General features: G+C 49.5%; 23 protein-coding genes. 14 read left to right on the forward strand and 9 right to left on the reverse strand.

The genetic code is table 11. The annotated features are described in order from the left end of the window. Positions 1-417: 417 nt before the first annotated feature. The 8 genes from EHT87_RS12550 (at position 418) to EHT87_RS12585 (ending at position 8,256) form a co-directional block, all read left to right on the forward strand. Positions 418-1,236, forward strand: coding sequence for a DNA adenine methylase (locus EHT87_RS12550; protein WP_221622016.1), 819 nt, complete (start codon positions 418-420; stop codon positions 1,234-1,236). Positions 1,237-1,256: 20 nt separating this feature from the next. Next, positions 1,257-3,266 carry an ATP-binding protein gene (locus EHT87_RS12555; RefSeq protein WP_124906962.1) on the forward strand — a complete coding sequence of 670 codons (2,010 nt, stop codon included), beginning with the start codon at positions 1,257-1,259 and terminating at the stop codon, positions 3,264-3,266. A gap of 60 nt (positions 3,267-3,326) precedes the next feature. After that, positions 3,327-4,598 carry a hypothetical protein gene (locus EHT87_RS12560; protein WP_221622017.1) on the forward strand — a complete coding sequence of 424 codons (1,272 nt, stop codon included), beginning with the start codon at positions 3,327-3,329 and terminating at the stop codon, positions 4,596-4,598. A gap of 18 nt (positions 4,599-4,616) precedes the next feature. Further along, entirely contained in the window at positions 4,617-5,432 is an 816-nt protein-coding gene (locus EHT87_RS12565) for a HipA family kinase (RefSeq protein ID WP_124906964.1), read from the forward strand. Beyond that, positions 5,429-6,283, forward strand: coding sequence for a DUF3037 domain-containing protein (locus EHT87_RS12570; protein ID WP_185716199.1), 855 nt, complete (start codon positions 5,429-5,431; stop codon positions 6,281-6,283). The genes EHT87_RS12565 and EHT87_RS12570 overlap by 4 nt, the downstream gene beginning before the upstream one ends. A gap of 161 nt (positions 6,284-6,444) precedes the next feature. Next, positions 6,445-6,909 (forward strand): Xre family toxin-antitoxin system antitoxin, encoded by a 465-nt coding sequence (locus EHT87_RS12575; protein WP_124906966.1) that lies wholly within the window; start codon positions 6,445-6,447, stop codon positions 6,907-6,909. Between the two features lie 14 nt (positions 6,910-6,923). Beyond that, positions 6,924-7,382: an RES family NAD+ phosphorylase gene (locus EHT87_RS12580; RefSeq protein ID WP_124906967.1), complete on the forward strand. Its 459-nt coding sequence runs from the start codon at positions 6,924-6,926 to the stop codon at positions 7,380-7,382. A 196-nt stretch (positions 7,383-7,578) separates the two neighbouring features. Next, entirely contained in the window at positions 7,579-8,256 is a 678-nt protein-coding gene (locus EHT87_RS12585) for a GIY-YIG nuclease family protein (RefSeq protein WP_124906968.1), read from the forward strand. A 30-nt stretch (positions 8,257-8,286) separates the two neighbouring features. Here the strand turns inward: EHT87_RS12585 and EHT87_RS12590 are convergent, their stop codons facing one another. Continuing rightward, positions 8,287-9,294: a carbohydrate-binding family 9-like protein gene (locus EHT87_RS12590; protein ID WP_124906969.1), complete on the reverse strand. Its 1,008-nt coding sequence runs from the start codon at positions 9,292-9,294 to the stop codon at positions 8,287-8,289. A 166-nt stretch (positions 9,295-9,460) separates the two neighbouring features. Then, on the reverse strand, positions 9,461-10,483 hold the full coding sequence (locus EHT87_RS12595; protein WP_124906970.1) for a helix-turn-helix transcriptional regulator: 1,023 nt from the start codon (positions 10,481-10,483) through the stop codon (positions 9,461-9,463). A gap of 134 nt (positions 10,484-10,617) precedes the next feature. Here EHT87_RS12595 and EHT87_RS12600 point away from each other — a divergent pair, with 134 nt between their 5' ends. From EHT87_RS12600 to EHT87_RS12610, 3 genes are all read left to right on the forward strand, one after another. Continuing rightward, entirely contained in the window at positions 10,618-11,046 is a 429-nt protein-coding gene (locus tag EHT87_RS12600; RefSeq protein WP_185716200.1) for a pPIWI_RE_Z domain-containing protein, read from the forward strand. A gap of 103 nt (positions 11,047-11,149) precedes the next feature. Then, positions 11,150-11,611 carry a pPIWI_RE_Z domain-containing protein gene (locus tag EHT87_RS12605; RefSeq protein WP_124906971.1) on the forward strand — a complete coding sequence of 154 codons (462 nt, stop codon included), beginning with the start codon at positions 11,150-11,152 and terminating at the stop codon, positions 11,609-11,611. 4 nt (positions 11,612-11,615) lie between these two features. After that, positions 11,616-11,795, forward strand: coding sequence for a hypothetical protein (locus tag EHT87_RS12610; RefSeq protein WP_124906972.1), 180 nt, complete (start codon positions 11,616-11,618; stop codon positions 11,793-11,795). A gap of 77 nt (positions 11,796-11,872) precedes the next feature. Here EHT87_RS12610 and EHT87_RS12615 read toward each other — a convergent pair whose 3' ends face one another. From EHT87_RS12615 to kefF, 6 genes are all read right to left on the reverse strand, one after another. Beyond that, on the reverse strand, positions 11,873-12,295 hold the full coding sequence (locus tag EHT87_RS12615) for a putative toxin-antitoxin system toxin component, PIN family (protein ID WP_124906973.1): 423 nt from the start codon (positions 12,293-12,295) through the stop codon (positions 11,873-11,875). Continuing rightward, complete coding sequence (locus EHT87_RS12620; RefSeq protein ID WP_124906974.1) at positions 12,276-12,503, reverse strand: hypothetical protein; 228 nt, start codon at positions 12,501-12,503, stop codon at positions 12,276-12,278. The genes EHT87_RS12615 and EHT87_RS12620 overlap by 20 nt, the downstream gene beginning before the upstream one ends. Before the next feature lie 45 nt (positions 12,504-12,548). Further along, positions 12,549-15,053, reverse strand: a complete 2,505-nt coding sequence (gene priA, locus EHT87_RS12625) for a replication restart helicase PriA (RefSeq protein ID WP_262707749.1) — start codon at positions 15,051-15,053, stop codon at positions 12,549-12,551. A 285-nt stretch (positions 15,054-15,338) separates the two neighbouring features. Continuing rightward, a complete protein-coding gene (locus EHT87_RS12630; protein WP_124906975.1) occupies positions 15,339-15,713 on the reverse strand; it encodes a DoxX family protein in 375 nt (124 codons plus the stop codon). A gap of 182 nt (positions 15,714-15,895) precedes the next feature. Next, complete coding sequence (locus EHT87_RS12635; protein ID WP_124906976.1) at positions 15,896-17,782, reverse strand: monovalent cation:proton antiporter-2 (CPA2) family protein; 1,887 nt, start codon at positions 17,780-17,782, stop codon at positions 15,896-15,898. An 8-nt stretch (positions 17,783-17,790) separates the two neighbouring features. Then, positions 17,791-18,381, reverse strand: coding sequence for a glutathione-regulated potassium-efflux system oxidoreductase KefF (kefF, locus tag EHT87_RS12640; RefSeq protein WP_124906977.1), 591 nt, complete (start codon positions 18,379-18,381; stop codon positions 17,791-17,793). 246 nt (positions 18,382-18,627) lie between these two features. On the opposite strand from kefF, the gene EHT87_RS12645 reads away from it, so the two are divergent. Next, the gene (locus EHT87_RS12645) at positions 18,628-19,656 is read left to right on the forward strand and encodes a YpdA family putative bacillithiol disulfide reductase (protein ID WP_124906978.1); all 1,029 of its coding nucleotides are present in this window, start codon (positions 18,628-18,630) and stop codon (positions 19,654-19,656) included. A gap of 341 nt (positions 19,657-19,997) precedes the next feature. Here EHT87_RS12645 and EHT87_RS12650 read toward each other — a convergent pair whose 3' ends face one another. Then, positions 19,998-21,962 (reverse strand): metallophosphoesterase, encoded by a 1,965-nt coding sequence (locus EHT87_RS12650; protein WP_124906979.1) that lies wholly within the window; start codon positions 21,960-21,962, stop codon positions 19,998-20,000. A 268-nt stretch (positions 21,963-22,230) separates the two neighbouring features. Here EHT87_RS12650 and EHT87_RS12655 point away from each other — a divergent pair, with 268 nt between their 5' ends. Then, positions 22,231-23,319 (forward strand): Fic family protein, encoded by a 1,089-nt coding sequence (locus EHT87_RS12655; RefSeq protein ID WP_124906980.1) that lies wholly within the window; start codon positions 22,231-22,233, stop codon positions 23,317-23,319. Positions 23,320-23,353: 34 nt separating this feature from the next. After that, positions 23,354-25,768 carry a family 78 glycoside hydrolase catalytic domain gene (locus tag EHT87_RS12660; RefSeq protein ID WP_124906981.1) on the forward strand — a complete coding sequence of 805 codons (2,415 nt, stop codon included), beginning with the start codon at positions 23,354-23,356 and terminating at the stop codon, positions 25,766-25,768. Positions 25,769-25,806 lie beyond the last annotated feature (38 nt).

Below are 25,806 nucleotides of genomic sequence, written 5' to 3' on the forward strand. Positions count from 1 at the left end.
TTATAGTGTTTAGAAGCATTTGGATGATCATTTGGGGCATTCTGGGGTGTGATTCGTCCCTGCAATTCTGCCAGATGCTGGTCGATTTGCTTAATAGTAGGCCGTTTTGGCTAAGATTTCACCAAAGTCAGTTGACCAGTAACCAGCATCACAATCTAAAAAATAAATTGGTTTGTTGGCCCTGGAATTCTCCCTGAAACCTTAAATCCGTCCAGGCTCTAAAACCTGAAATTTTCAGGTCGCTCTTCTATTGATTAGTGCCGGATGGCGTCAAATTGGGCAACATCATAAGGCTTGGCATTGAGTTAAAATAAGGTTTTAAAAGCCTGTGAGTCATAACGAATATTTCTATCTATATATAGGCAATTACCTTTAAATTGAATTATACTTGCATATTAGTAAACAAACAAGTGAATTTTGAAGCCAATAAAACCTTTTTTGAAGTGGCCTGGTGGCAAAAGATGGTTCGTTGAGAAGCATTCGACTTTGTTACCTACAAACTTCAATACCTATATTGAGCCTTTTTTAGGAAGCGGCTCTGTTTTCTTTTTTTTACAACCTATTAGAGCAATCCTAAGTGATGTTAACAAGGATCTAATTGACACATTTAAAGGAGTGAAAGATAGCTACGATGATGTTTTAAGAAAGTTACAGCACTATCAAACAGAGCATTCAGAAGAGTTTTATTATAATACGCGCGCTGAACTTTTAACTAATACAATTGACGTCGCAGCCCGATTCATATACCTAAATCGAACCTGTTTTAACGGTATATACAGAGTAAATAATAATGGAGTTTTTAATGTACCGAAAGGCACAAGTGATTCTGTTTTCAGAAAAGAAGATGATTTTAAAAGTTGGTCAAGATTACTTTCTACAGCTAGATTAGAAGTATGCGATTTTGAAATCACTATTGATAAGGCAATGGCAGAAGATCTGATTTTTGCCGACCCTCCCTATACAGTCAGGCATAACCTGAACGGTTTCAGAGAATATAATGAGAAGTTATTTTCTTGGGATGATCAGGTTCGCCTGTCAGAAGCTCTTATACGGGCGCGAGATAGGGGAGCGCATATAGTATCGACAAATGCAAATCATCAATCAGTACGTGAGTTATATGAAAACAGAGGATTTACACTACTCACTACTTCACGATTTAGCTCTATTTCTGCAAATCCAACGAATCGACGCCAATTCGATGAGCTTGTCATTTTAAGCAGTGAATCTTTTTTGTAATACAATAAATCAATCCCACCATGTCTGACGAAATTTCACTAGACGATTTTCTAGGTAATGCTGCTAATCAAAACAATCCAATTAATGTTTTAAAGACGTTTTTAGAAAAGGAAAACAGCTATGAGAAAGCTAAGCAAGTAGATAAGATGCGTTTTGTAGGCTACGTATTAGAACTTGGCTATGAAACTGCAAAAATTATAACATCTGACCCTTATAAATTAGCGGTTGGCGGTATTCCGCGTGGCTCATTTCTTTTGATGACGCCAAATAATATTGCGAAAGTAACACCTCACTTCACACTGTTAAGGGTCAATGGCGTTTCACCGACTCCTCTGAGTAGTCAAGTGCAACAAACTTATTTTGAACTTCATAAAAAGTCTATGCCTGAATTGGACGTTTGGACTCAAAGTGAATTGCAATGGGGTGCTCTCGACTGCGACGTTCTTGGAATGTTCTATGCCAGCCCAAGTAACGTTGATCGGTTAGCTTATTCAGGTGATGTAAACAATGTTGTTAGTGCTCATAGGTACAAAGTATATGCCCCCGACGACGCGTTGTTAGAGTTGATAGTAAACGGTACAGTTAAACTGGAACATCAGTTCGATTTGGGAGTACTGCGTACAATGGAATGTCAACTTCCCTTTTCATCTGGAAATAAGCACCCGGACACGCCCGTGAAAATTTCTATGCAAGATTTCAAAGGTTGCAGAACGGCAATGTTTGGAAAAACTCGCCTTGGAAAATCCAACGTGGTCAAGCTTATAGCCCAAGGAATGCTTGAAGCCACTTCGGAGGACAATTCAGTCGGGCAAATTATATTTGACATTAATGGTGAATATGCGAATGACAATCCCCAGAACAAATCTATAAGAGGAGCTTATGAATCACGCTGTCAAGTATATGCTCTAACACAAAGAAGCAGCACGCCTTCTAAACCTCTAAGACTTAATCTTTATGAACAACCGGAATCAGGTATAGGAGTACTTGCCGCTATGCTTGAGCAAGACAATAAGACTTCCAACTATATAAGAAGTTTTAGCAGTATTAGTTTACCTACTATCGAATCAATTGCAGATTTACCTGATGACGAAAAAAATCGACCTATTAGGAAAATACAAATGTATTGGGCTGTCTTGCATAAAGCAGGTTTTCCTGCTAATATGAATCGATTAAGAAGTAAGGGGCTAACTTCTGCCAATGCAAAACACTTTGACCCACATTTCAATGATCCGTTGCGAACAGCTGCTTATCAAGCGGTTGATAATACCACCCCGCCAAATCATCCAAATAATTTAAATGAAATGGTTAGGGAATTTGAGGTGATGGCTCAATTTAGACGAGAGAATCCAAGAAACAGGAACTTAACGTCCAGTTCAGGGAATCCAATGTTTGACCCGAGCGATATTGCCGTTTTAGATTTTCTGTTTCCCTCTTCAGGCGGGTCTTCAGGGCCATCATTGTTACGTAATTATCTAAGATTTCATGCTTCAGATGCAGACGATTTTTTGAATGATATTATTCTGTCGGTTAACAATGGCATTACGGTGATCTTAGACTTAGGGAATGCAACTGACGCATTAAGAAGGTACTTTGCGGATATGATCTCAAGAAAAGTTTTTGCTGTCCAAGAAGAGAAGTTCGTAAATGACGATCTGGGTAACCACTTCGTTCAATTATATTTTGAGGAGGCCCACAATCTATTTCCGCCGAATGACAATGATTTAACAGGAGTTTATGCTCGATTTGCTAAAGAAGGTGCTAAATTCCACATTGGGATGGTGTATTCAACCCAATCTCCATCAACTATTAATCGTGAGTTGTTGGCCCAAACCGAAAATTTCTTCGTTGGACACATCTCCTCACAAGATGAAGTTCGTGCGCTGTCGAGGGTTCAAGTAGCTTTCGCTGGCACAGAACAAGATATAATGCGAGCAAAAACTCCGGGCTATATCCGTATGCTCACGATGTCAAATCGATTCGTCATACCCGTACAAGCTAAGTTATTTGACGCTGACTCATCAAATAGATAATTCATGCCATACCAAGGAGGGTCAAGATTACCCACAGAAACAGCGTCAAAACTTGGGCATTTGAAAGTGATTCAAAGCGATTGGGTTAAATCGCTCATTGAGGACTTTGAATATAACGATTCCGACCCTAAAGATGAAAGTAACACCGTTTGGACGGAGTTTGACGTAACATCAGCCATTCCATTACCAAGAATCTTTGCCGTAGATGGCTCTTGGGTTCCAGTCTCATCAGATAATTACCCTAAAAAAGAGGTGGCATTTGTCAAAACAGCCCTCATGTGTATTGACAAAACAAAACTTGATAAGATTGACCACGAAAATCCACATCCACTTCTATTACAAGACGTCTTGAATGGAAGTGCATTATTTCATACAACTGTATTTCCGCTAAAAAACGTCAAAACCCCATTAGGAAATAATTATACTGCTGTTAGGCATATCATTCGAGATTCAATTAAAGTTGATCAGGATGGCGCTTATTATGAGACGTTGAAGTGGCTTACCTATAGTAAATGGGGGACAGGCAAACCAAAATCACCAGCGTTTGAATGCCCTCACTGTAGCCAGGTTATTCCGGGGTTACCTTATGATGCAGATGAGGCTCTGTGTGCTTCATGTAAAGAGTCTGTTTTTCTAACAGACATGATCGGCTTTCATTTGGATATGGAAGATGAGAGCGCATCAACCACCGTTCCCAATACCTATATGTTAATAATGGAAACGTTGATGTTGCTCACAGCAGTTAGGATATTTTGGAATAAACAAGACAAAAGATTAGTTAGTAGTTGTCTTTTTATAAAAGATGGGCCTCTCAGCCTAAATAGCCAATATTCCAAACTTGTACCTGCGCTCAGAGATTTCTTCGAACATGCAAAAAACGTTGGTCGTCCTGTTCATCTAATCGGACAAGAAAAGACAGGTGCTTTTGCAGATCACTTAGCATCAATAGCTAGGTTTGCTTCCCCTCAACATCAAGATGATCCTATGACTTATTCTGTATTAAGTCATAAATATGTTAGGAAGGAGGTATACAGGCAACCGGATTTAGCAAATCCATATGGCTCTCGCACAAATTGGGGGGAAAAACTATATGTAAAGCTCGAGCCATCTTGGTATGCAGTTCTAAATATCCCCCCAGGTCTTTACAATGACAACACCAATTTCCCAACCTCTAATGATCTAATTGGTCTAAGTAGGATATTAGCTACTTTGCCGAGTTTGATAAGTCGAAAGTACGAAGGGGCATTATACCCAATAGAACTTGCTAACGGGATAGCTTCAATGTCAAGCTATCCTTCGGCGAAGGTTTTGCAGTTATTTGCAAAGCTATAATCACCACCTATTTCATCCTTGAAAATCCTCGAAGCCATCTCCTACCTCGGCCCAATCCGCTCCGGCGGCTCCACAAAGCCGTGGCTAGTACAGGTGAACGATCAGGGTAAGATTACACCCTATGTAGTCAAACTGTTCACTGAAAAGCAAACGCAGCAATTGCATCCGGTGGCAAAGGAAGCATTCGGCAATGTATTGGCTCAGGAATTTGACTTAAATGTACCTGAATTTGCTCTGGTTAAATTTGGCGATGCATTTATACATGACCTCCCCGAACGAGAGGCATTACGGCTAAACGAAATTCCGGACGGGTTGAAGTTTGGAAGTGTGGAAATACCTAATGCTCCAATCGTTGATGTCAGACAGCAAAGATCCTTGTTGAAAAGCTACCAGATAGGTAGTATCTTTGCATTCGATAATCTGATCTGGAACCTTGATCGGGGCGGAGCCCGCAACAAGCCCAATCTGTTGATTGATGATGATACGCTAATTTTGATAGACCATGAACAGATTTTTCCATTTGCCAATGATACGCTATCATCAGATGACTATGTAATGCCTTCGTTCGAACGAAGTGCATGGTTCTACCCTTATTATAATCATCTGTTCTACCCTTTGCTCGAACGGATGCCTGCTGCCGACAAGGCAGGTGCTTTCGAAACCTTTCAATATTTTTTGGAAAATCTGTCGCTCAACGCTTTGGATGCCGCTGCCTCAGATTTAACCTACGCGGGGATTGAAATCGGGAATTACGCTGTTATTCGGGAACACCTCTCACAAACCAAAGCCCGTGCCGGAGCATTTTGTAAATTTTTAACGACCTTGATCGCGTGAATTCCGTCTTCTACTATAGCATCCTGCAATACCGGTACGCCCAATCGCTGGGTGAGGTGTTGAACGTTGGGGTATTGCTCCTGTTCCCTGAGCAACGACAGGCGGTTTTTATCCATCCCGAACGCCTAGGTCGCATCAGAAAACTGTATCCTAAGTTTGCTGAGAAAACGATCCGGTCTTACTTCAAGGGCATTGCAGCCCGGACGAGTCAATTATCCAAACAGCCGGAAATCTTTGCCAACTATGAGGAACATCCTCGTCAACTCATTGATAACGAAATCCTGATTCGTGACAGCAGTGCCCTGCAATTTGGCGAGTTAAAAACCGCCGTCCTCTACACCGACGATTTGTCCGCCATCAGCAATCAATTTTATAAATTATACCTTTCGTTTTATGATGAGGACGGATACCGTACCCACCATGATGAGAGTTATTTATTGAAAGAATACCAAAAACGGCTTCGGCGACGCTTGAATAGTTCTCTGTTGCGTGACGCCTTTACCAATCCGCTCACGATCAAACCCGAAGGTTCGAGCTTTACGTATAAGTTTCCCTTTGCCTGGCAGAACGGCACGTATAATTTAGTAAAACCGGTTAGTTTCGACCTGAAGTTAGAATCATCCATCCACGAAAAAGCCACCCTAAACTTCGGTCAATTTACGCTGTTGACGCCCTATGCCGATGCCCACAACGCCCGTTTCGATGTGCTGGTGGCTCGTCCAAAAGACCGGGGATTATACAAACCGTACGACCAGGCGGTTCAACTCCTGACCGATTTGCCGCACGTCAAGATAGTTGAAGAAGAGCAGTTGGATAGTTATTCTGAAAAGACGGTGGAAGCCTTGAGATAATCTAATTGAACCTGCTCTTTAACAGCACTTAGCCACTATTTCTCTTTCAGGTTGCCCACTCGTTAGTACAACAGACTCCTGTTACTTCTGTCCAACTAACTGCCAATTAACAATTGCATAACTGCCAAAAAACAGCTACTTTTACTAAAAGCAGCGAACCTATGGCTATAGCAACTCATCCTACTTCTTCCTCAGCTCGTCGCCGTTCGGTAACCCCGGCAGGAAAAGCACCCTTGTATCAACCGCAACAAGCATCAGGCTTTACGATCATCGAGCAGGCTCAACAGGGGGTCCCGACACAACAGGTCGATCAACTGGCTCAGTTGCTGAATCTCTCGCTGAAAGAACTGGCCGGTATTCTGCAAATTGCCGAACGCACCCTGCATCGTTTCCGCCGTGATGGACGGCTGGATGCTCAGGCTTCCGAACGGTTGTTGTTATTGGAAAACCTGGCGGCTCATGGCCTGCTGGTCTTCGACGACCGGGCCGATGCCCTGGCCGACTGGCTACGCTACCCCTTGCGCGAATTAAAAGGGCAGGCCCCCATACAGTTATTGACCACCATCAGTGGTTTTGGTTTGGTGGATGACGTCCTAACCCGGATTGAATACGGCGTATACGCCTAAGAAACAGGTAGTTTATGCTGGTTTATCGAATTTATAAAAGTACTTACTTTACCGATCCTCTATCTGCCGAAGGAGCCCGCCGGGCCGGTGGACGCTGGAACCCCAAGGGCTATCCAATTTTATACACCTCGGCTACACCAGAATTGGCCCTGCTGGAAATCGTAGCCCACCTGAATCCGGTATTTATCCCCGACTTTCATTTGCTGGTACTGGATATACCGGATACCTACCAAACGGTCACACTCGCCGATTTACCCCGCGACTGGCAAAATGATACGCATTACGAGACCTTGCAAACCCATTTATCAAACTGGCTAACGCAACCCGATGTCCTGACGGTATCGGTTCCATCGGCCATCGTAAGCCGGTCCCGTAATTATTTATTGCATACGCTTCATCCCGGGTTTCGAAAAGATGCAAAAGTGGTTGAGAATGCTCCTTTTCCGATAGATAGCCGCTTGCTGAAGCAATAGAATTTATATTTCTTCAATACAACTCTATAAGTCAGAAGATTAGTTAGAAAATTCGTACAAAAAATTAGAACAACAGAAAAAGATTCCGTTATGATAGGTTTATTTTGAACCAAGCGCTACTAAAAGATGCCTCGAGTTGTCTTTAATTGACTTTTTAAGAGATAAAATAGCTAATTAGAAATCAATTTTATAGCATATGAAAAAGCCTGGATATCTATACATTGCTGCAAATCCAAGTCTAAAATACGATCTACTGAAGATAGGTATAAGTGAGTATAATCCTGAGAAGCGGCTGGAAGAATTGAGTCGATCAACGAGTATTCCTGATAAATTCAGATTAGTAATGGCCTATCAAGTAGAGGATATTTTAAAAGCGGAAAGTCGAATTCATTTGTTGCTCCATGAGCATCGGTACTGTGCAGGGAAGGAATACTTTCAGGTCAAAGAACACATAGCAATTGCTGTTGCAAAGCGTGTTGTATCTTTACTGGATCACACACCATTACCTGAAATGCACATTCATAATGATTTTGGATTTCATCAATTTAATAAAAAGTTAGGCGTCAGTTTCCACCGACTTTTTCTTTTAACAATGGCGTACAGTCATACTAATTCTATTTTTGACAAAATGCAAGGGTTTTCTCCCGACATCGTTGATGGTTTTTTGGGAGTTGATGCTGTAACACAACTGCTCTTCGTACAGGCACAAAGGGTTAGAAATTCGATGAAAGAGTTTACCTATTTTGCGAAAGACTTAACCGTAAGCCTTAACAAAAGTGAACCCACCAAAGTCTACAATGATATCCGTTACAGGCGAGGTGAATTATGTTGGTTATTCAATGCTCCACTAAAAGAGCAGTTTATTAGTTGGTAATAAACTGCTCTATAACAACATCACCGCCCCCTACAACCCCTTCTCCGAAAACGTAATCATCGGGAAACATTCCGGCACGTGCGAATCCCAGACGCGGTGCGAATTCCAGGCCCAGCCGCCGTGATCGGTGGACGGAGCGGCTTCCTTGTAGGTGTTGAAACGCGAGAAATCCATGCGCCATTGATCGTTGTGCTTCGGCGGAAATGCCCGGTGGTCGGCTCTGGCGAGCTCTTCCATCCCTTTCCACGGAAAGGCCAGTTCCACCGTCCACTTCCGGTCCCGGTCGCGGTTATCATTAAGGGTGCCGTCGACGAAAACCGCACTTTGGAGGCCCGGAAAGCGGAAATCCCAGGAACCGTACCGCAGCCCCCGGGGGTGTTTTTTGAACCCCACGCCGTTGAATTGCCGCACCGCCGGATTGGAAAGCGCAAAGTGGGGATTCTGACCAAAACCGCCGGTTTCGTAAGCATCTTTCCAGATAAAAAACGCTTCGTAGCGGGTCCCTAACGCATTGATTTCAAATTCGTAATAGGTGTCTTTCCCGGCAATAAAAACTTCCACATCATTTTCCGAATAAATCGGATCGTTGTGATTCGCCAGTTTGGCATTGACATACGGTTCTTCCACCCAGAAGGCCACGTAAAGATTCTCTTTGTCCCAACAGACAGCGGCCCGCGTGTCGTGTAGCGTCTTACCGCCCGAAACCAGATCCACAAACCGGGGTGAATGCGGGATTTTGGTCCAGATTTCCTCGTCCAGTTTCCCGTCGATCACGGGCGGTTTGGCGGTCCGATACGCCGTGTAGCGCTCAATCGAATTTTTGTCACACGGAAATTGCCAGCCGGTCGTATCGGCAGCGGTTTCAGACCGTGCTGCGACCTTTCCGGTTTTCGCATTTCGGCCAGCACGTTCAGGGCCATCGTCAGCCAGTTGGCCGGCATTCCGGAATCGATTTTCTAAGCCCGAACTTTGAAAGAACAGGAAACTGAGAACCAGAACGAGAAAGGGCGTTGAACCACCGGGGCGGATTTTTTTCATTCGTGTGCAGGAAATGGGATTGTTACCAGTTGTAGTATTGCAATACTCCGCCAAAAGGTTCAGAATGTATTGTTTTTTAATTTGAAAACATACTATTATTTGTCTGGTTCAAATTTACGCAAAATAATACAGCAGTTCTCATAAGACCTGTTTATAGCTTTTCCAGTCAATACCGCCCCAGCGTCGCCCGCAACGATTCGGTAATCGTCTGCGCCAGACTCGCCGGTTTTACCACCTTGACGTGTTCGCCGTAACTGCGCAGGTGCATCAGCAGGTCGCGGTTGGGAGCCAGCCGCAGCCGGACGATGCACTCCGTTTCATCGTCGCGCAGCACCTCCTGCGTCTGGTGAATCGGCTTGGCTTTCACGTAATAACCGAACAGGGGCGTAAACGACAACACGATTTCTTCCACCGGATCGGTGGTGTCCGTAATGCCGTAAATGTGGTCGAACAACTCGGCCACATACGCCAGAACCGAGGGCGGCACCGCGCAGGGTTCGTCCAGGATCTCCAGGTCGGCCATGCGGTCGAGGGCGTAGGTTTTCTCCTTGCCACTAACAGCGTCATACCCAATCACATACCAGCTATCGGCCACTTCCCGCAGCAAAATCGGGTGCAGGGTTCGGGCCGAATCCGAGGATTCTACGGCCGGATCGGCGTGTTTGCGGTATTGAAATGACACCTGCCGGTTCTGATTAACCGCCCGAATCAGCACCGGAACATACTGCCGGTTGCCGCCCAGAATCTTCTCTTCCACATACACTACTTTCCGGCCCATGCCCAACCCATTGCCGTCTTCGGGCCGCACTTCCCGGACAATATCCAGACTTTGCCGCACTTTCTGGAGGGCATTCGTGAGTTCCACCACCACCGACGCGCCCTGCGTCGCGGCCAGCACCTCCCGGGCGTAATCGAGTGCTTCCATGTCGTCGGGAGTAAGCATGAGCCGCAATAGCCGAAACTGCGGATTCGTGTAGTAATAGCCATTGCTGCGTTTGTCGTAGGCAATGGGCGCGTCGTGGTCTTCGCGCAGCCGCTGAATGTCTTTTTCCAGCGACGAAACCGACCGAATGCCGCAGCGATCCTGAAGGAGTTCAAACAGGGCCTGTTTTGAATACCGGCGCGGATAGCGGCTGATTACTTCGTCGATCAGGCGGTAGCGCTGGAAAGCGGAACGGGTGATGGGCATGAGCAGGTATTTTTTAGCCCAACAAAAAAAGTGAAAAATTTTTGTAGATCGGCAGAAGAGCATAAAAAGTTTACGTTCTGGTGCCATCAATTTTGCAGCGTTCGATTCCCAAACCAACCACTAACAACAAGTCTATGAACGCGCTTTTTTCACTTCCGCAATCGACAGCCCCGACCGTTCCGGCGGCTCAACGCAACGCCCGCCGGTCGGTCAGGCTGTCGGCCCGCCAGCTTCTGGACATTGAGCTGGGCCTGTTTCTGCTCTCCGAACTGCTCCCCAGCGCCCCGGCCGACGCCCTGCCCGGTTTGCTACTCGACCGTGATCCGGCCTTTTCGGCCCGGTTGAACTGGACAGCCCGGCAACATAAACTGCGGAGCCGTGGTCGGGCTCTGCTAACCCATCTGACCCCCGATACGCGCTGGCTTGATCTGCTGGAAACATACGTCGCCGTGCCGGTTCATCTTCAGGCCTACGACATCAGTTGTGACCGCACCCGGTTCCGGTTAAAAACCGAGGGCTTTTCGCGCAATCGCCTGACCGTTTTGCGGAAAGTGTTGAGCTAAAAATAATTTATAAATTAGTTGACAACGTAAAAAGATTACGTTCTGGTAGGTTTATTTTTGTATAGATCGAACGTCGAACTGACCGACAGTAAACAACATACTCATGAACGCACTGCCCCTATCCAACTCGCCCCTTGCCCGCCAACTGAGCCCGTTTCTGCTGCACTGGCAGGAACCGCTGGCGACCCAGCTCCGGTTTCAGCACGAGCTGCCCGGCCAGTTGGCCAACCGGTTGCTGAACGTCGAACTGGGGCTTTTTCTGCTGGCGGAACTGCTGCCGCTGGCGCCCCCGCAGGCCCTGCCCAACCTGTTGAATGGCGAAGGAATGGTGTATGGGGAGCGCCCGGTCTGGAAACCCCGGCAACACCGGTATCTGAACCGGGCCCGGGCGTTACTGGCCCCGTATCAGGATCGCACCGTCTGGCTGATGGCTTTGGCGCGGTATGATGCCCTGCCGACCAGTCTGCGGGCTTTCTGCTCCCAAAGTCCAGGGAGTTGCGGGTCGGAAATAAGCCGGAGTATTTTTCGCAGTCGGGAAGAATTGTTCAGAAAAGCACTGGCTTAAAACGATGGCTCATTTTTTTCAATCCGCACCCGCCAATACCCTCATGGCCTTGAAGATCCTGCTCTTTATGATGTTCCAGAATAAACCGCTGGTGGTTTTCAGACTCTCCTGTTACTGGATCCTGATCCGGTTTCAGGTGCTTTTTTGCGTGCTGCTTTTACCGCAGGGGTTTTACCGGAGATAGGGGCTACAAACAACCCACATCCTCCACCACCGTGACGGGATTAACCCCTTGTTAATCATAGACTTATAAGCAAAACTTTATTGCTCTGTAACGTAATTCTCCCAATATTCCTTTGGGGATACGATTTGAGTTGATCGTATTCGATTAAAGGTAAAATCGTTTGAGTTACCAGTAATAAGGTAATGGGCCTGTGCGGCTACGGCAACTTCTAAAAATTTGTTATCGTCGCTATCCTTTATCAGCGTTAATTTTTCGGTGGGTGCCACTTTTTCAGCCAGTTCATCCAACCTCAATAACAGAATCTCCGCATTTTTCTTGAAGTCGGAAAATCGGGCGAATTTGGCTCTGTTAAGCACTTCAACGTACTCTTGCCAGATCGCTTCTGACAAAACAAGTACCGCCTTTTTTTCTAATAAAACATCGTCGACTATACGGGCCGGGTAACTTCGGGAAATAAGCGCAGAAACCAGAATATTCGTATCAATAACCAGTTTTTGCATTCCTAACAGCCTCAATTTCCGCGTTTATTTCATCCAGTGAGATTTCTGATAAGCCATTGCTTCCAGCAATGGCTTGACACTTATGCAAAGCGTCACGAGCCACTTCTGTTTTGATCTTATCAACCAGTTGATCAAGTGTCATAGAATCAGATTGCAATCCATAACGAGCAGCTTGCTCGTCGGTCAAAGTTATGGTTAATGTACTCATCGCTGCATTTTTTAGAAAAACTCATTTCTTGTTAATCTGGTTCCTCTACAAACAATCCACATCCGCCACCACCGTGACGGCTTTCAACCCCTTGTCACTCAGCAATTCATTGATTTTATCCAGGATGAAAACCTTGGCGGCTTTGGGGCTGATGCTGCGTTCGAGTTTGATCAAAACCGTGTACAGATACTGGTTTCGGATGCGTTCCACTAGTGGCACTTCCGGCCCCAGCACCCGCGCTTCGCCCAGCTTTTCGGTCAGTTGGGCCACCAGCCGCTGGGCCGCCTGCTGGCTGATGCTCTGCTCGGCGTGCCGAACCGTTAGTTTGATGAGTCGCGAAAAAGGCGGGTAATTGTAATTTTCCCGTTCCACAATCTCTTCTTCAAACAAGCCCCGGTAATCGTTTTCCAGAATTTTTAGCAAAACCGCCTGCTGCGGATTGCTGGTCTGAATCAGCACTTTGCCCCGCCGGTCGGCGCGACGTCCGGCCCGGCCGCTGACCTGCGTAATCATCTGAAATGCCCGCTCGATGGCCCGGAATTCCGGATAATGAATCATCCGGTCGGAGTCGAAAATACCGACCAGACTGACATTGCCGAAATCCAGCCCCTTGCTGATCATCTGCGTTCCGACCAGAATATCGACGTTGCCGCCTTCAAACTCCGAAATAATCTGCTGATACGCGTTTTTTGCCCGCGTCGTGTCCAGGTCCATCCGCTGAATCCGGGCTTCAGGAAACACGATCTGAAGCTGATCTTCCAGCTTTTCGGTGCCGAAACCGATCGTCCGCACCTTGAACGACCCGCAGGCCGGGCAACTTTTGGGCACCGGATCTTTGTGGCCGCAATAATGGCAGCGCATTTCGGCATCGCGCATGTGGTAGGTCAGGCTGACATCGCAGTTGGGGCAGCGGCCTGTCCATTCGCAATCTTCACATTGCAGATACGGCGAGTAGCCGCGCCGGTTCTGAAACAGAATGCTCTGCTCCTTGCGCTCCAGGTTCTGCTGCAATTGTTCGAGCAAGACTGACGAAAACTCATTTTTCATTTTCTTCTGCTGCTTTTCCAGCCGCGTGTTGACCAGCACAATATCGGGCAGCATAGCGTCACCATAGCGTTGCAGCAGCTCAACAAAACCGTAGCGGCCCTGCTGCGCGTGGTAATAGCTTTCGATGGAGGGCGTTGCCGAACCCAACAGCACCTTGGCTTTTTGCCAATGCGCAATCATCATCGCCACATCACGGGCGTGGTAGCGCGGGGCCGGGTCGTGCTGTTTATACGACGTTTCGTGTTCTTCGTCCACGATGATCAGCCCCAGGTTGTCGAACGGCAGAAAAACCGCCGATCGAACGCCCACCACAAACTGGTATTGCCCATCCACAATTCCCTTCCAGACTTCCACCCGCTCGTTGTCCGAAAACTTCGAGTGGTAGATCCCCATTTTATCGCCAAAAACCTTCTTTAGCCGAACCACAATCTGGGTCGTCAGCGCAATTTCGGGCAGCAGATACAACACCTGCGAACCGCTTTCCAGCGCATTCTGGATGAGGTTGATGTAGACTTCCGTTTTCCCGCTTCCGGTAATACCGTGCAGCAAAACGATGTCTTTATTATTAAACTGGCTGACAACATCATCACACGCTTTCTGCTGAATGTCAGTCAGTTTCACCTCAACGCTTTGCATATCTTCGTCGCCGAAACGCGGCACGATGATTTCAAATGTTTCAAATACTTCGTTTTTGATCAGGGTTTGCAGCGACGACTGCGATACCTCATCGTCCTGATTCAGAATGGTTTTATCGAGCCCTTTGCGGTTTAGTAACGGGTTGTTCTGTACCGGCACGTAGCTCAGGTATTTCATCACCACTTCCTGCTGCTTCGGCGACTTTTCCAGTCTGTTAATCAGCGCCAGCACCTGCTCCCGGTTTTCGTAGTTGGCCTTCAGCCGCACTTTCCGCACCATTTTTGGTACGTACTTTTCCCGCACTTCGTCAAAAACGATGACCGCCCGTTTACCCACCAGGAGTTTAATCGTGCTCGGCACATTGGTCTCCCCCACCAGCCGACCCAGTTCTTCGTACGACAGCGCCGAGTGTTTTTTTAGCTCGTCCAGCAAGCGCACTTCGTCGTCTGTCAGCAGTTCCGGGTAATCGAAATCCGGGTTGTACTGCACTTTCGACTGGCTCGTAATTTTCAGGCCCGACGGCAAAGCGACGTTCAGGACATCGCCGATGTTGCAGAGGTAATACTCAGCCATCCAGGCAAATAGCTCCAGCTGGTAGCCGGTAATCAGCGGATATTCATCCAGCAATTCGAGAATGTATTTGGCCTGGTAGGTATTCGGTGGCTGGTGGTGAATGCGCCCCACCACTGCCGTATAGACCCGGTTTTTGCCGAACGGAACAATCACCCGCGCTCCCACTTTCAGCCGTTCTACCATGTCGCGCGGCACGCGATAGGTGAACAGTTTCGGAATGGGAACAGGAATAATCAGGTCAGCGAAATAGGTGGTCTCTTCGTCGAAAGCAAATGTCAGGGGCAGCGGTTGCACAATGGGTACGGCTTTATTTCTTATAGCAAGTTAACAATTGCCGCGATAAGTTCCTTCTGTTACTTTCGCCAACCAGGACCGGTTTGCTGCTGGGCCGTTTAAAAATCCGCCCAATCCGACAGCTGACAAATCCGGCAAGATGCCACAAAGCCCCGGCGGGGCGTCCTGATTCGTGGAGGACACCCCGCCGGGGCTTTAACTCGTTTGTGACAAAAAAACGGTAATGCGATTGCCGCAATCCGATTGCGGCATCGGGGCAGAAGGAGATGTGCTATCGGGTAATCCTCAAACCTGCCCCTGCATTGCCGAGGGCAAAAAAACCGTTTTGTCCCTTAAAAAGGCCGATACCCAAATCAGGACCATCACAAAAATGGCACCGGTCAACGGACCTCCGTGCGACAATTCCGCAGCCATCGCTCCGGCAAAGTAGCAACACAGGAAAATAAAGCCGAGCTTCATGGTTTTGGGATAAATGAAAAGAGCCGTGAAGCCAATCTCCATGATCCCTAATAAGGAAATATACGGTCCAACGCCCGCGTTGGTCAGCGTCTTTACGACATCTATACTCCCCGTCAGTTTCATAATACCACTAAGTATGACCATTCCGCTGGCAATACCCGTAAAAATGAGGGTGATAATTCGTTTCGTTTTTGTGTTCATGGCGGCTTCGATTAAGAGCACAACTTTCCGGCGTCAACCGGTTGTGCCTTATTTTATTTCGCCATAAAAGTACCGGCATCAACTATACAAAAGATACTACTATCCCAAAGGATACCGGTATCCTTTGGGATAGTAGCTGGTGGCGTTTTGTGAAAAGAAAGGCAAATGATACAGACTATTTCTTAGGGATTCATCTGTTTGACTTCGTTCCGCAACGATTCGGGGTCCCAGCCATCCTCGATATCTTTCAGCCAGCGATCGTTTTCGTCGGAGCTCAGCAGTTCTTCCAGTTCGCGGATGCGTCGCCGGGCGCTGCTGAAATACTGCTTGCGATCGTGCCGGACGGCGGCCAGTTCGGCCAGGGCTTTTTCGTCGTGTTTGAGAAACAACCGGGCTGCCCGCTGCGACTGGTACGCCCGAAAACCCAGCAGCGTCATGGCATCGACGCCCATTCGCAGGGAACTGTCAACGGTTTCGCGGTAGACGTGGGTTAACCCGGCGTCCATAAAGTCGTACGTATCGTCGCGGTCGATGGCTTTCACCAGAATCTCCAGGTGCGGAAAATGCTTTTTCACGGTTTCGACCAGATCCAGTGCCTTTTCCGGCGAATCCAACGCAATAATCATCAGTTTGGCGTGTTCCGCACCGGCCGATTTCAGCAGATCATACCGGGAAGCGTCGCCGTAATAGACTTTCATGCCCAGTTTCCGCAGCGTATCGACCCGGTCCGAATCAAAATCCAATACCGTTGTTCCTATGTTGTTGGCCCGCAAAAACCGCCCGACGATGTTACCATACCGACCAAAACCCGCCACGATTACGGGATTGTTTTCTTCAATCGTATCCTGCTCTTTATCAACCAGTTCTTTCGTCCCCAGTCGCGGCAACAGGAGTTTTTCGTTGACCAGGAAAACCAGCGGAGTCATTCCCATGCTGATGGCCACCACTGCCGTCATCAGATCCACGGTTTCTTTCGCCAGAATACCGTTCTGGGAAGCGAAGGAAAACAGCACGAACGCAAACTCGCCCACCTGACAAAGACCCAGCGAAAACAACAGATTCTGGTCCGTCTTCAAGCGAAACAGTTTGCCTAATACCGCCAATATCAGGGCTTTAGCCGCCATAACAACGACTACGATACCGATCACCAGCAGCGGATTTTCAACGATCAGTTCGAAATTGATGGCGGCTCCCACGGAGATAAAAAACAACCCGAGTAACAACCCTTTGAAGGGATCGATGTCACTTTCCAGCTCGTGCTTGTACTCGCTGTTGGCCAGGACCACGCCCGCGACAAACGCGCCCAGCGCCGGACTAAGTCCCACCATTTCCATCAAAACCGAAATGCTCGCGACCATCAATAAAGCCGTGGCAATGAAGACTTCGCGCATCCCGGTTCGGGCGATGATGCGAAAAACCGGGCGCATCACATACCGGCCAATCAGCACCAAACCAACGACCGCACCAATCACGGCAACGGGTCGCAACCAGCCGGGAAAACTATCAAGCAGCGCGGTGTGGGCGTTATGATCAGGTCCGGAAGCCATCGGATACGTCGCCAAGAGCGGCATGATGGCCAGAATGGGAATCACGGCGATGTCCTGAAACAGCAGAACCGCAAACGTGTTTTGCCCGGCGGCCGTTTGCATCAGCCCTTTTTCGTTCAGCGTTTGCAGCACAATGGCGGTCGATGACATCGCCAGAATCATGCCCAGCGCCAGCGACGGCTGCCACGGCAAACCGGTTGTCAGGGCCAGTCCGCCGGTCAGAACCGCTGTCAGCAGAACCTGCAAACCGCCCAGTCCCAGGACCGGCGTCCGAAGTTTCCAGAGTCGTTCAGGTTCGAGTTCCAGTCCAACCAGAAACAGCATGATGATGACGCCGAACTCGGCAAAGTGCATGATATCGTGGCCTTCATCGCCCACCAGACCCAGCACGGCGGGGCCGATCATGACGCCGGCCAGCAGATAGCCCAGCACCGACCCCAGGCCAAGGCGTTTGGCAATCGGCACAAATAAAACTCCGGAGGCCAGGTAAACCATAGCCTGAATAAGTACGGTTTGATTCATAACAGTGGTTAGTCGATGAGTAATTCGTTGAGATACCGGCGCGTTTTGGCGTCTTCGAGGTCAATCTGATCGGTGGTCAGCATGGTCAACAGGCTTTTATACTGACTCGCATACCGGTGCATTTCCGGTTCAGAAAGCCGGTGGGTGCCGTGGACGACGAACGGCGGCAGGTAAATCATATTGCACAAATACGCCGTCTGGTCGAAGGGAGCCAGAAATTGCCGGATCGTAAAGCGGTTATAGCCCACTTCTTCGTAGGCCTTTCGGGGTCCGCCGGTGGTCATGACGTTCAGCATTTTTTTGCCGACCAGCGCCTTCCCTTCCCGTCCGTACGCCCAGCCGTGTTCCAGCACCAGATCCTCCCATTGTTTGACCATAGCGGGCGAACTGTACCAGTACATCGGGTGGTGAAGGAGGATGTAGTCATGCTCCAGCAACAGGCGCTGCTCCCGGTCTACGTCGATGTCAAAATCCGGATACTCCTGGTAAAGGTCGTTGAGCGTCACCCGGTCCACCGACTGACAAGCCTCCAGCAAAAGCCGGTTGGTTCTGGATTTTTCTAAGGCGGGATGCGCAAAAAGGATCAGTACAGACGACATTCGTTACAGGAAAAAGACCGGTTTTAACTCACAAATCGACCGGCAGCACAGGCCGGTTTACTCAAATTTAAGCCAAATATGAGGAAATAAAAACCGAACTTGATCACGCACACCTCAACCGGGGCGGTAGGATCGAACGCCTTTCGGGTGATTTCGGGAAAATATCCGATTGATCGAACTTCTTTCGGTATTTTTGGTATTCTTAACGTATCCAACTGAAACAAGCGGTTAAAGAGGCCGAGAACTATGTACGACGTAATTATCATTGGCGGAGGACCGTGCGGCCTGGCAGCCGGTATTGAAGCTTCAAAAGCCGGTTTGAGTCATCTGATTCTGGAAAAAGGCAGCCTGACGGAATCGATCCGGCGGTATCCAAAAATGATGCGGTTTTTCTCGACTGCCGAAAACATCGAGATTGGCGGTATTCCGTTTCCGATTGCGGGCGTCAAAGCCAACCGAACCGAAGCCTTGCAGTATTACCGGAAAGTGGCCGGTTATTTCAAGCTGAACTTCAAGCTGTTCACGGAAGTGAATCACGTCACGCGGTTTGTGGGGGAGGCCGACCAGCCGGAAAAAACCGACGATTTATTTACCGTTTTCACCACCGACGGCAAAACCTATCAGACGCGCAAAATCATTCTGGCCACGGGTTATTTCGACAAACCACGCTGGCTGAAAATTCCGGGTGAAGATCTGCCGCACGTCACGCATTATTACGACGAACCGTTTCAATATTCCTTTACCAACGTCGTGATCATCGGCGCGTCGAACTCGGCGGTGGAAGCGGCTCTGGAACTCTACCGCGCCGACGCCCATGTGACGATTGTGCACCGGGCGGATGATTTCCGAAAAACCGTCAAATACTGGCTTGTGCCGGATGTTAAAAACCGGGTGAAGGAAGGGAAAATCCATACCCGGTTCAGCACCTGCGTAACGCGGATCGAACCGGGCCGGGTTTGCACGACGAATTTGCAAACCGGCGAAGAAAGTGAGCTTCCCGCCGATTTTGTTCTGATTCTGACAGGCTACATTCCCGATGCCGAGTTGCTGCAGGAGTGCGGTGTCGAGCTGAATCCCGAAACTCAGGTGCCGACCTACGACAAGGAAACGTTCGAAACCAACGTGCCGGGCCTGTACGTCTGCGGCACGGTCATGGCCGGAATTTATACCGAAAAAGTGTTCATCGAAAACGGCCGCGACCACGCCAAAGCCATCATCGACCATATTGCGGGTAAACCGGTGCGGAAGGTTGCGGAGTTGATTGACCGGATTTAGTACTTCTTATTGCTTATCCCGGTTGGCTTTTTCCAGATTTCCGTTATCGCTCGCGTGTCGCGAGTGATTTGTATTCATAGGGCCTCCGGCCCGTTGTTGGTCTGGGATAAAAGTCGCTTTCGAGCCGGATGCAAACCGGGCCGGAGGCTCCGTTGTCGCTCGCGTGTCGCGAGTGATGGTTATGCTAAGGACCTCCGGCCCGATGTTGATTTTGAATGAAAGTCACTTTCGAGACGGGGGCAAATCGGGCCGGAGGCCCTATGAATACAAATCACTCGCGACACGCGAGCGATAACGGAGCGCGGAAGGTTGCGGAGTTGATTGACCGGATTTAGTACTTCCTATTGCTTATCCCGGTCCGCTTTTTCCAGATCGAGGTAATCCTTCAAACGGCCTTCGGTATCGTAGACTTTGAGGTTCAGGTGACCGTCGGCCAGCGTTACCGTGCCGTAGTGGTAACCCCGGAACGATTTGGCCGTAAACCAGGCTCTGGCGGGCGCAAAATCCTCCAGATTGCCACCCGCTCCGCCCGCCTGAATATACGTAATGCCTTTTTTGCGGTTCACTTTTCCTTCGCGGATGGGCAGTGTCCGGTGGTAGGTGTGCAAGTGGCCGTAAAAGACCAGATCGACGCCGTATTTCTCGTACAACGGAATGATTTTCCGGATTTGAACGTCGCCCAGATCGGTAGAACGGGTCCAGGCATTTCCGTAATCGTCTTCGTCCGACGAGTATGGCGCGTGGTGGTGGGCCACAAATTTCCAGCGGGCGGTCGATCTTTTCAATTGTTCTTCCAACCAGACGTATTGCCTGCCGCCGGGGGCAAACTCCTTCGGTTCGTTGCTGTTGAGCATAAAAAATTCGGCATCACCATACCGGAAACTGTAATACGCTTTCGGTTCGGGCAGCGCGTGGTACTGTTTGTACCAGTATAAATCACCTTCGCCGTTTCCGGGAACCGGAAAAAATGGAACGCGGCTCGAGAGCTGCCGGCTACCGGCAAAATACTCGTGATTCCACTCGAATTTGAAAGGCTGCTCGCCACCATCGGTGAGGTCGCCCACGTGAAGCACAAAATTGGGCCGTTCATCCCACAGCAGATGCGCCACACGATTGCTCACATGCGGCCGCGCTTCGGTGTCGCCGATCACGCCAAACGTAAAAGCCGCCCCTTCCGGCACGGCGGTGCTGAAGGTCAGAATGCCCGACGAAATGGTTTCGCCGGTTTTCGACTTCGCTTCAATTTCGTAAAAGTAGGGCGTTCCCGGTTTCAGGCCGTTCAGGAGGGCTTCCTGAATGTAACTGTGCACCTTGCCCTCGTTGTGGGTTTTGCCCTCGGTCAGCGGAATGGTTATGCTATTGCTCAACGGCTGGCGGTCACCGTAGCGGATCACCGCCGACGCCGGGCGGTCCGTTTCCCACACCAGCCGAATGCTTTCGGGCTGCACCCCGTTCAGGTACGGCCCGGCGTTGAAGTGAAACAGATCCGGATACAACCGTCCGTCTTCGACCAGTTGTTGCAGTTCCGCAAACCGGCCCGCGATGGCTTGTTCCGTCAGGGCGGTGTTGTGAATCCGCACGTTTTTAACCAGATCGCCCCACTGCATATACGGCTCGTGATTGAGATAAGCCGCCATTTCGAGCTGTAGCGAGTCGGTTTCGGAAGCGGCAAGGGAAGCTTGCGGTATTTCGCCGATCTTCCGGCCATTCAGGTAGAGTTGCAGACGGGTTCCGTCGTAGGTTCCGACCAGGTGGCTCCAGCGTTTTTTCCAGCCTCGTTCCTGCACGGTTCGCAGGATTGACGCCGGGGTGGTCAGTTCCGGCCCGCTGTTGGGCTGGTTTTTGCCGACCGTGAGTTGCGCCAGTTCCTCTGGTTTCAGCGAAAACAGCATCGTTCGTCCGTAGCAGCCCAGCAGCCAGCTCCCTTGTTCGGGCCGTTGCCGACTCCGGAGCGCTACCACCGCACCAACGGGTTCATTGACGTGATTGAGCAGCCAGAGTTCAACGGCAAACGTCTTCCCGGAAAGGGCCACCGCGGGCAGCAGGTTATGGATACGCTCCGTCGGTTTTTCCCCAAAAAAGGTGAGCGGTGGTGTTTCGACCGTAGCCGCAACAACCGGTGTCACCGGATTTTCTTTCCGGGGGCCGGGGTAATTCCGGGCGTTTCGTTCCAGCGTATAATCGGGCCAGAACCACCAGTCGCCCAGAGCGGTTTTGGGAGCGGGCTGCGCGCTGGCAACAAAACCGGGAAGAAACGTCAAGGCCAGGAGGACCCATCGGAACGGGGTCAGAAGAGGTGGTTTCATTCGCTAAAAATAAGGATTTATCAGGTTACGGCGGTATTAAGAAATTGGCTTAAAAACCGAGATTCGTACTCTAATCTTAAAACGGCACACCCTGGTAATCAAACTATCCTAAATAATGGCAACTTTGTAAAACCTGAATACAGGAACTAGCAATTATTTCATGTCGAAACTATGTTACTTTCTCGACATCACTTAATTTTGATGGCGATATCTTCGACGTACTCAGCTACTCATGTTGAGAAATTAGCAAAAAATCGACATAAGCAGAATGGCATACAACCCCACTGAGCCGTTTAACGAGTTGCCCAATTTATCGACGAAAGTAGATTTAAATGATGCCCGAATCATTCAAGTCTTAATTCAGGCAGCCCGAAATTTAGGTGAACTGAACGGTTTGTGTGCGACCTTACCTGATCCGATGTTGTTGCTTAACACGCTGGTATTACAGGAAAGCCGGGATAGTTCAGCGATCGAAAACATCGTAACGACCCAGGATGAACTCTTTCGGGCGTCGATTGACGAACTATCCGAAAATTCAGCAGCCAAAGAAGTGTTGAACTACCGGGAAGCCATGTATACCGGCCTGGCCCGAATGCAGTCACAGCGGAACCTCATTGTAACCAACACGATGATCGAGGTTGTACAGACCATCAAGCAAAACCGGTCTGCCATTCGCAATGCACCTGGTACAGCTTTAAGAAATGCCCAAAATGGCGAAATCCTGTATACTCCGCCCTGCTGTGAGGATATTATACGGGAAAAATTATCGGCTCTTGAGCAATTTATCAATGAAAATGACCCGTCGGGACCAGACCCGCTGATTAAGCTGGTCATGATGCACTATCAGTTTGAAGCCATTTACCCATTTTTCGATGGAAATGGCCGTACGGGACGAATTTTAATAGGACTTTACCTGGTTCAACAGCGCCTTTTACCTCACCCGGTTTTGTATTTGAGCCGCTACATGAACTATTACAGAAGTGATTATTATCGATTGCTTCGCACGGTAACAGAACATCAGAACTGGACCGAATGGATTGTATTCATGCTGAAAGGAATTGCCGAGACCGCTCAGCTAACCACGTCCAAAATCCGCCGGATTCTTGACTTAATGACCGTATTGGAAAGAGAAGCGCGGCAAGCACTCGGCGCATCATACAACCCTGATTTATTGCGGCTTATGTTTATGCTTCCTTATCTAAAAATTGAATTGATTGAAAAAAGGGGCTTGGCACATCGCCAGACATCGTCGGCCTATTTAAAAAAACTGGCCGGTGCCGGTATCTTAATACCGAATAAGATTGGCCGTACTACCTATTACATCAATCAGAAGTTACTCGATTTATTGGCTGACTAATACCTGGAAATTTACTCCCTTCATTTCGATTTATATGCAAAAAGCAGGATTGCTCTGGTTATGTTTTTTCACATACTTAACCACGTTCGCCCAAACCCCCGCCCCCCAACTGGCCAAACCGAATCCCCGCTGGCAAACCGACTTCTGGAAAGCCCAGTGGATTGGTCACCCGACGGCGCCCATCCGGGCGTATGGCGTGTATCACTTCCGCAAGAGTTTTGATCTGGCCCAAAAACCGGCCCGGTTCGTAATCAATGTGTCCGGCGATAACCGCTACCGGCTGTTTGTCAATGGCAAAGCCGTCGTTTCCGGCCCCGCCCGCAGCGATTTGCAAAACTGGAATTACGAAACCGTCGACATTGCTCCATACCTGACTGCCGGCAAAAATACGCTGGCGGCTGTGGTTACCTACATGGCCGAATACGCGCCTTTTGCGCAGATGCACTACCAGTTTGGGTTTATCGTGCAGGGCGATGGCGACGCCGAGCAGGTGGTCAATACCAACAACACGTGGAAAATTTACCAGAATCCGGCCTATTCCCCGGTTATTAACGACATTCCGAAACTGCGGACCTACATCGTCATGGGCGCGGGCGACCGGGTCGAGGCCGCGAAATATCCGTGGGGTTGGGAAGAACCGGCCTTCGACGATGCGGCCTGGACGCCCGCCAAGCCGATCGGCTGGCCCGCCAAACCGCGTGGTTTGGGAACCGACGGCAACTGGAATCTGGTGCCGCGAACGATTCCGTTCCTGGAAGAAATTCCGCAACGGCTGGCGACGGTCCGGCGGGCGGAAGGCGTCGATGTGGATGACGATTTTTTGCAGGGAAAGAATTCGTTTACCGTTCACCGCAACCACAAAGCCGTTATCCTCTTCGATCAGGGCCATCTGACCAATGCGTTTCCCGAACTAACCGTCAGCCGGGGAAAAGACGCCGTCATTACGCTGGGCTATGCCGAAGCGATGGTGGACGACAAACGGCAAAAAGGCAATCGCAACCAGGTGGAAGGCAAGCAGTTGATCGGGTTTGAAGACCAGTTTATCGGCGATGGCACCAGGCAGAAGCGCACCTTTCGGCCGCTGTTGTTCCGGACCTACCGGTATTTGCAGATTACGATCGAAACCAGGGGCGAACCGCTGGAAGTTCACGACCTGATGGGTCATTTTACGGGCTACCCCTTTCAGGAAAAAGCCCGGTTTGCCAGCAGCGACGAGAGTCTGAAAAACATCTGGAACGTGGGCTGGCGGACGGCCCGGCTTTGTGCCGGTGAAACCTACTACGACTGTCCGTATTACGAGCAATTGCAGTATACCGGCGATACGCGCATTCAGTCGTTCATTTCGCTGTACGTCACGGGCGACGACCGGCTGATGCGGAAAGCCATCGCGGACTATGACCACAGCCGGTTCAGCGACGGTTTGACGCAAAGCCGCTACCCGAGTGCCGATTTCCAGGTCATTCCGCCGTTTTCGCTGTATTGGGTGACGATGGTGTATGATTACTGGATGCACCGCAAAGACGATCCGTTTGTCGAATCCATGCTGCCGGGCATCACGAGCGTGCTGGACTGGCACGAAAAACGGCTGGCGACCAACGGCTTGAACGGCCCGCTGGAATGGTGGAACTTCGTCGACTGGTCGAAGTGGGATGCGCCGGACGAAGGCATGGGCGGAGTACCGAAGGGGGCCCGGAAAGGCGGTTCGGCCATTCTGACTCTGCAACAGGCCTATACCATGCAGCGGATTTCGCAGGTTTTCTATCATTATGGCAAAAACCAGCAGGCCGAGCATTACCGGCTGGTTGGTATCCGGCTGGCCAAAAATGTGTACGACCGCTGCTGGGATGCGGGCCGGGGATTGATGGCCGATACGCCAGACAAAACCGGTTTTAGCCAGCACGCCAACATCTGGGCCATTCTGACCGATGCCGTGCCGGTGGCGCAGCAAAAGGTCCTGATGCAGAAGGTAATGGCCGACCGTAGCGACGGACCGCCAAACCTGATTCAGGCGACCTTCTACTTCAAATTCTACCTGTTTCAGGCGCTGAAAAAAACCGGTATGGCCGATCAGTTTCTGCCGATGCTGAAACCGTGGCACGACATGCTGGCGATGGGCCTGACGACGTTTGCCGAAAATCCCGAACCCACCCGCTCCGACTGCCACGCGTGGAGTGCATCCCCGAATTACGAGTTTCTGTCGACGGTTTGCGGCATCAATCCGGCTTCACCCGGTTTTGCGTCGGTGCTCATCACGCCCTATCTGGGGAATCTGCAATTTGCGGAAGGAGCCATGCCACACCCCGCCGGGGAAATTGCCGTACGGTTTGACAAAACGCCAACCGGCGGCTTGAAAGGCACCGTTACCTTACCCGATGGGCTGACCGGGACGCTGAAATGGAAAGGAAAAACGGTGGTTTTGAAGGAAGGGCAGCAGACGGTTAATTTATAGGTCCGACCTTCATTTCCGTGGAGAACAATCAGCCCACG

The sequence above is a fragment of the Larkinella knui genome (assembly GCF_003858645.1).
In the GTDB taxonomy this organism is placed as follows: domain Bacteria; phylum Bacteroidota; class Bacteroidia; order Cytophagales; family Spirosomataceae; genus Larkinella; species Larkinella knui.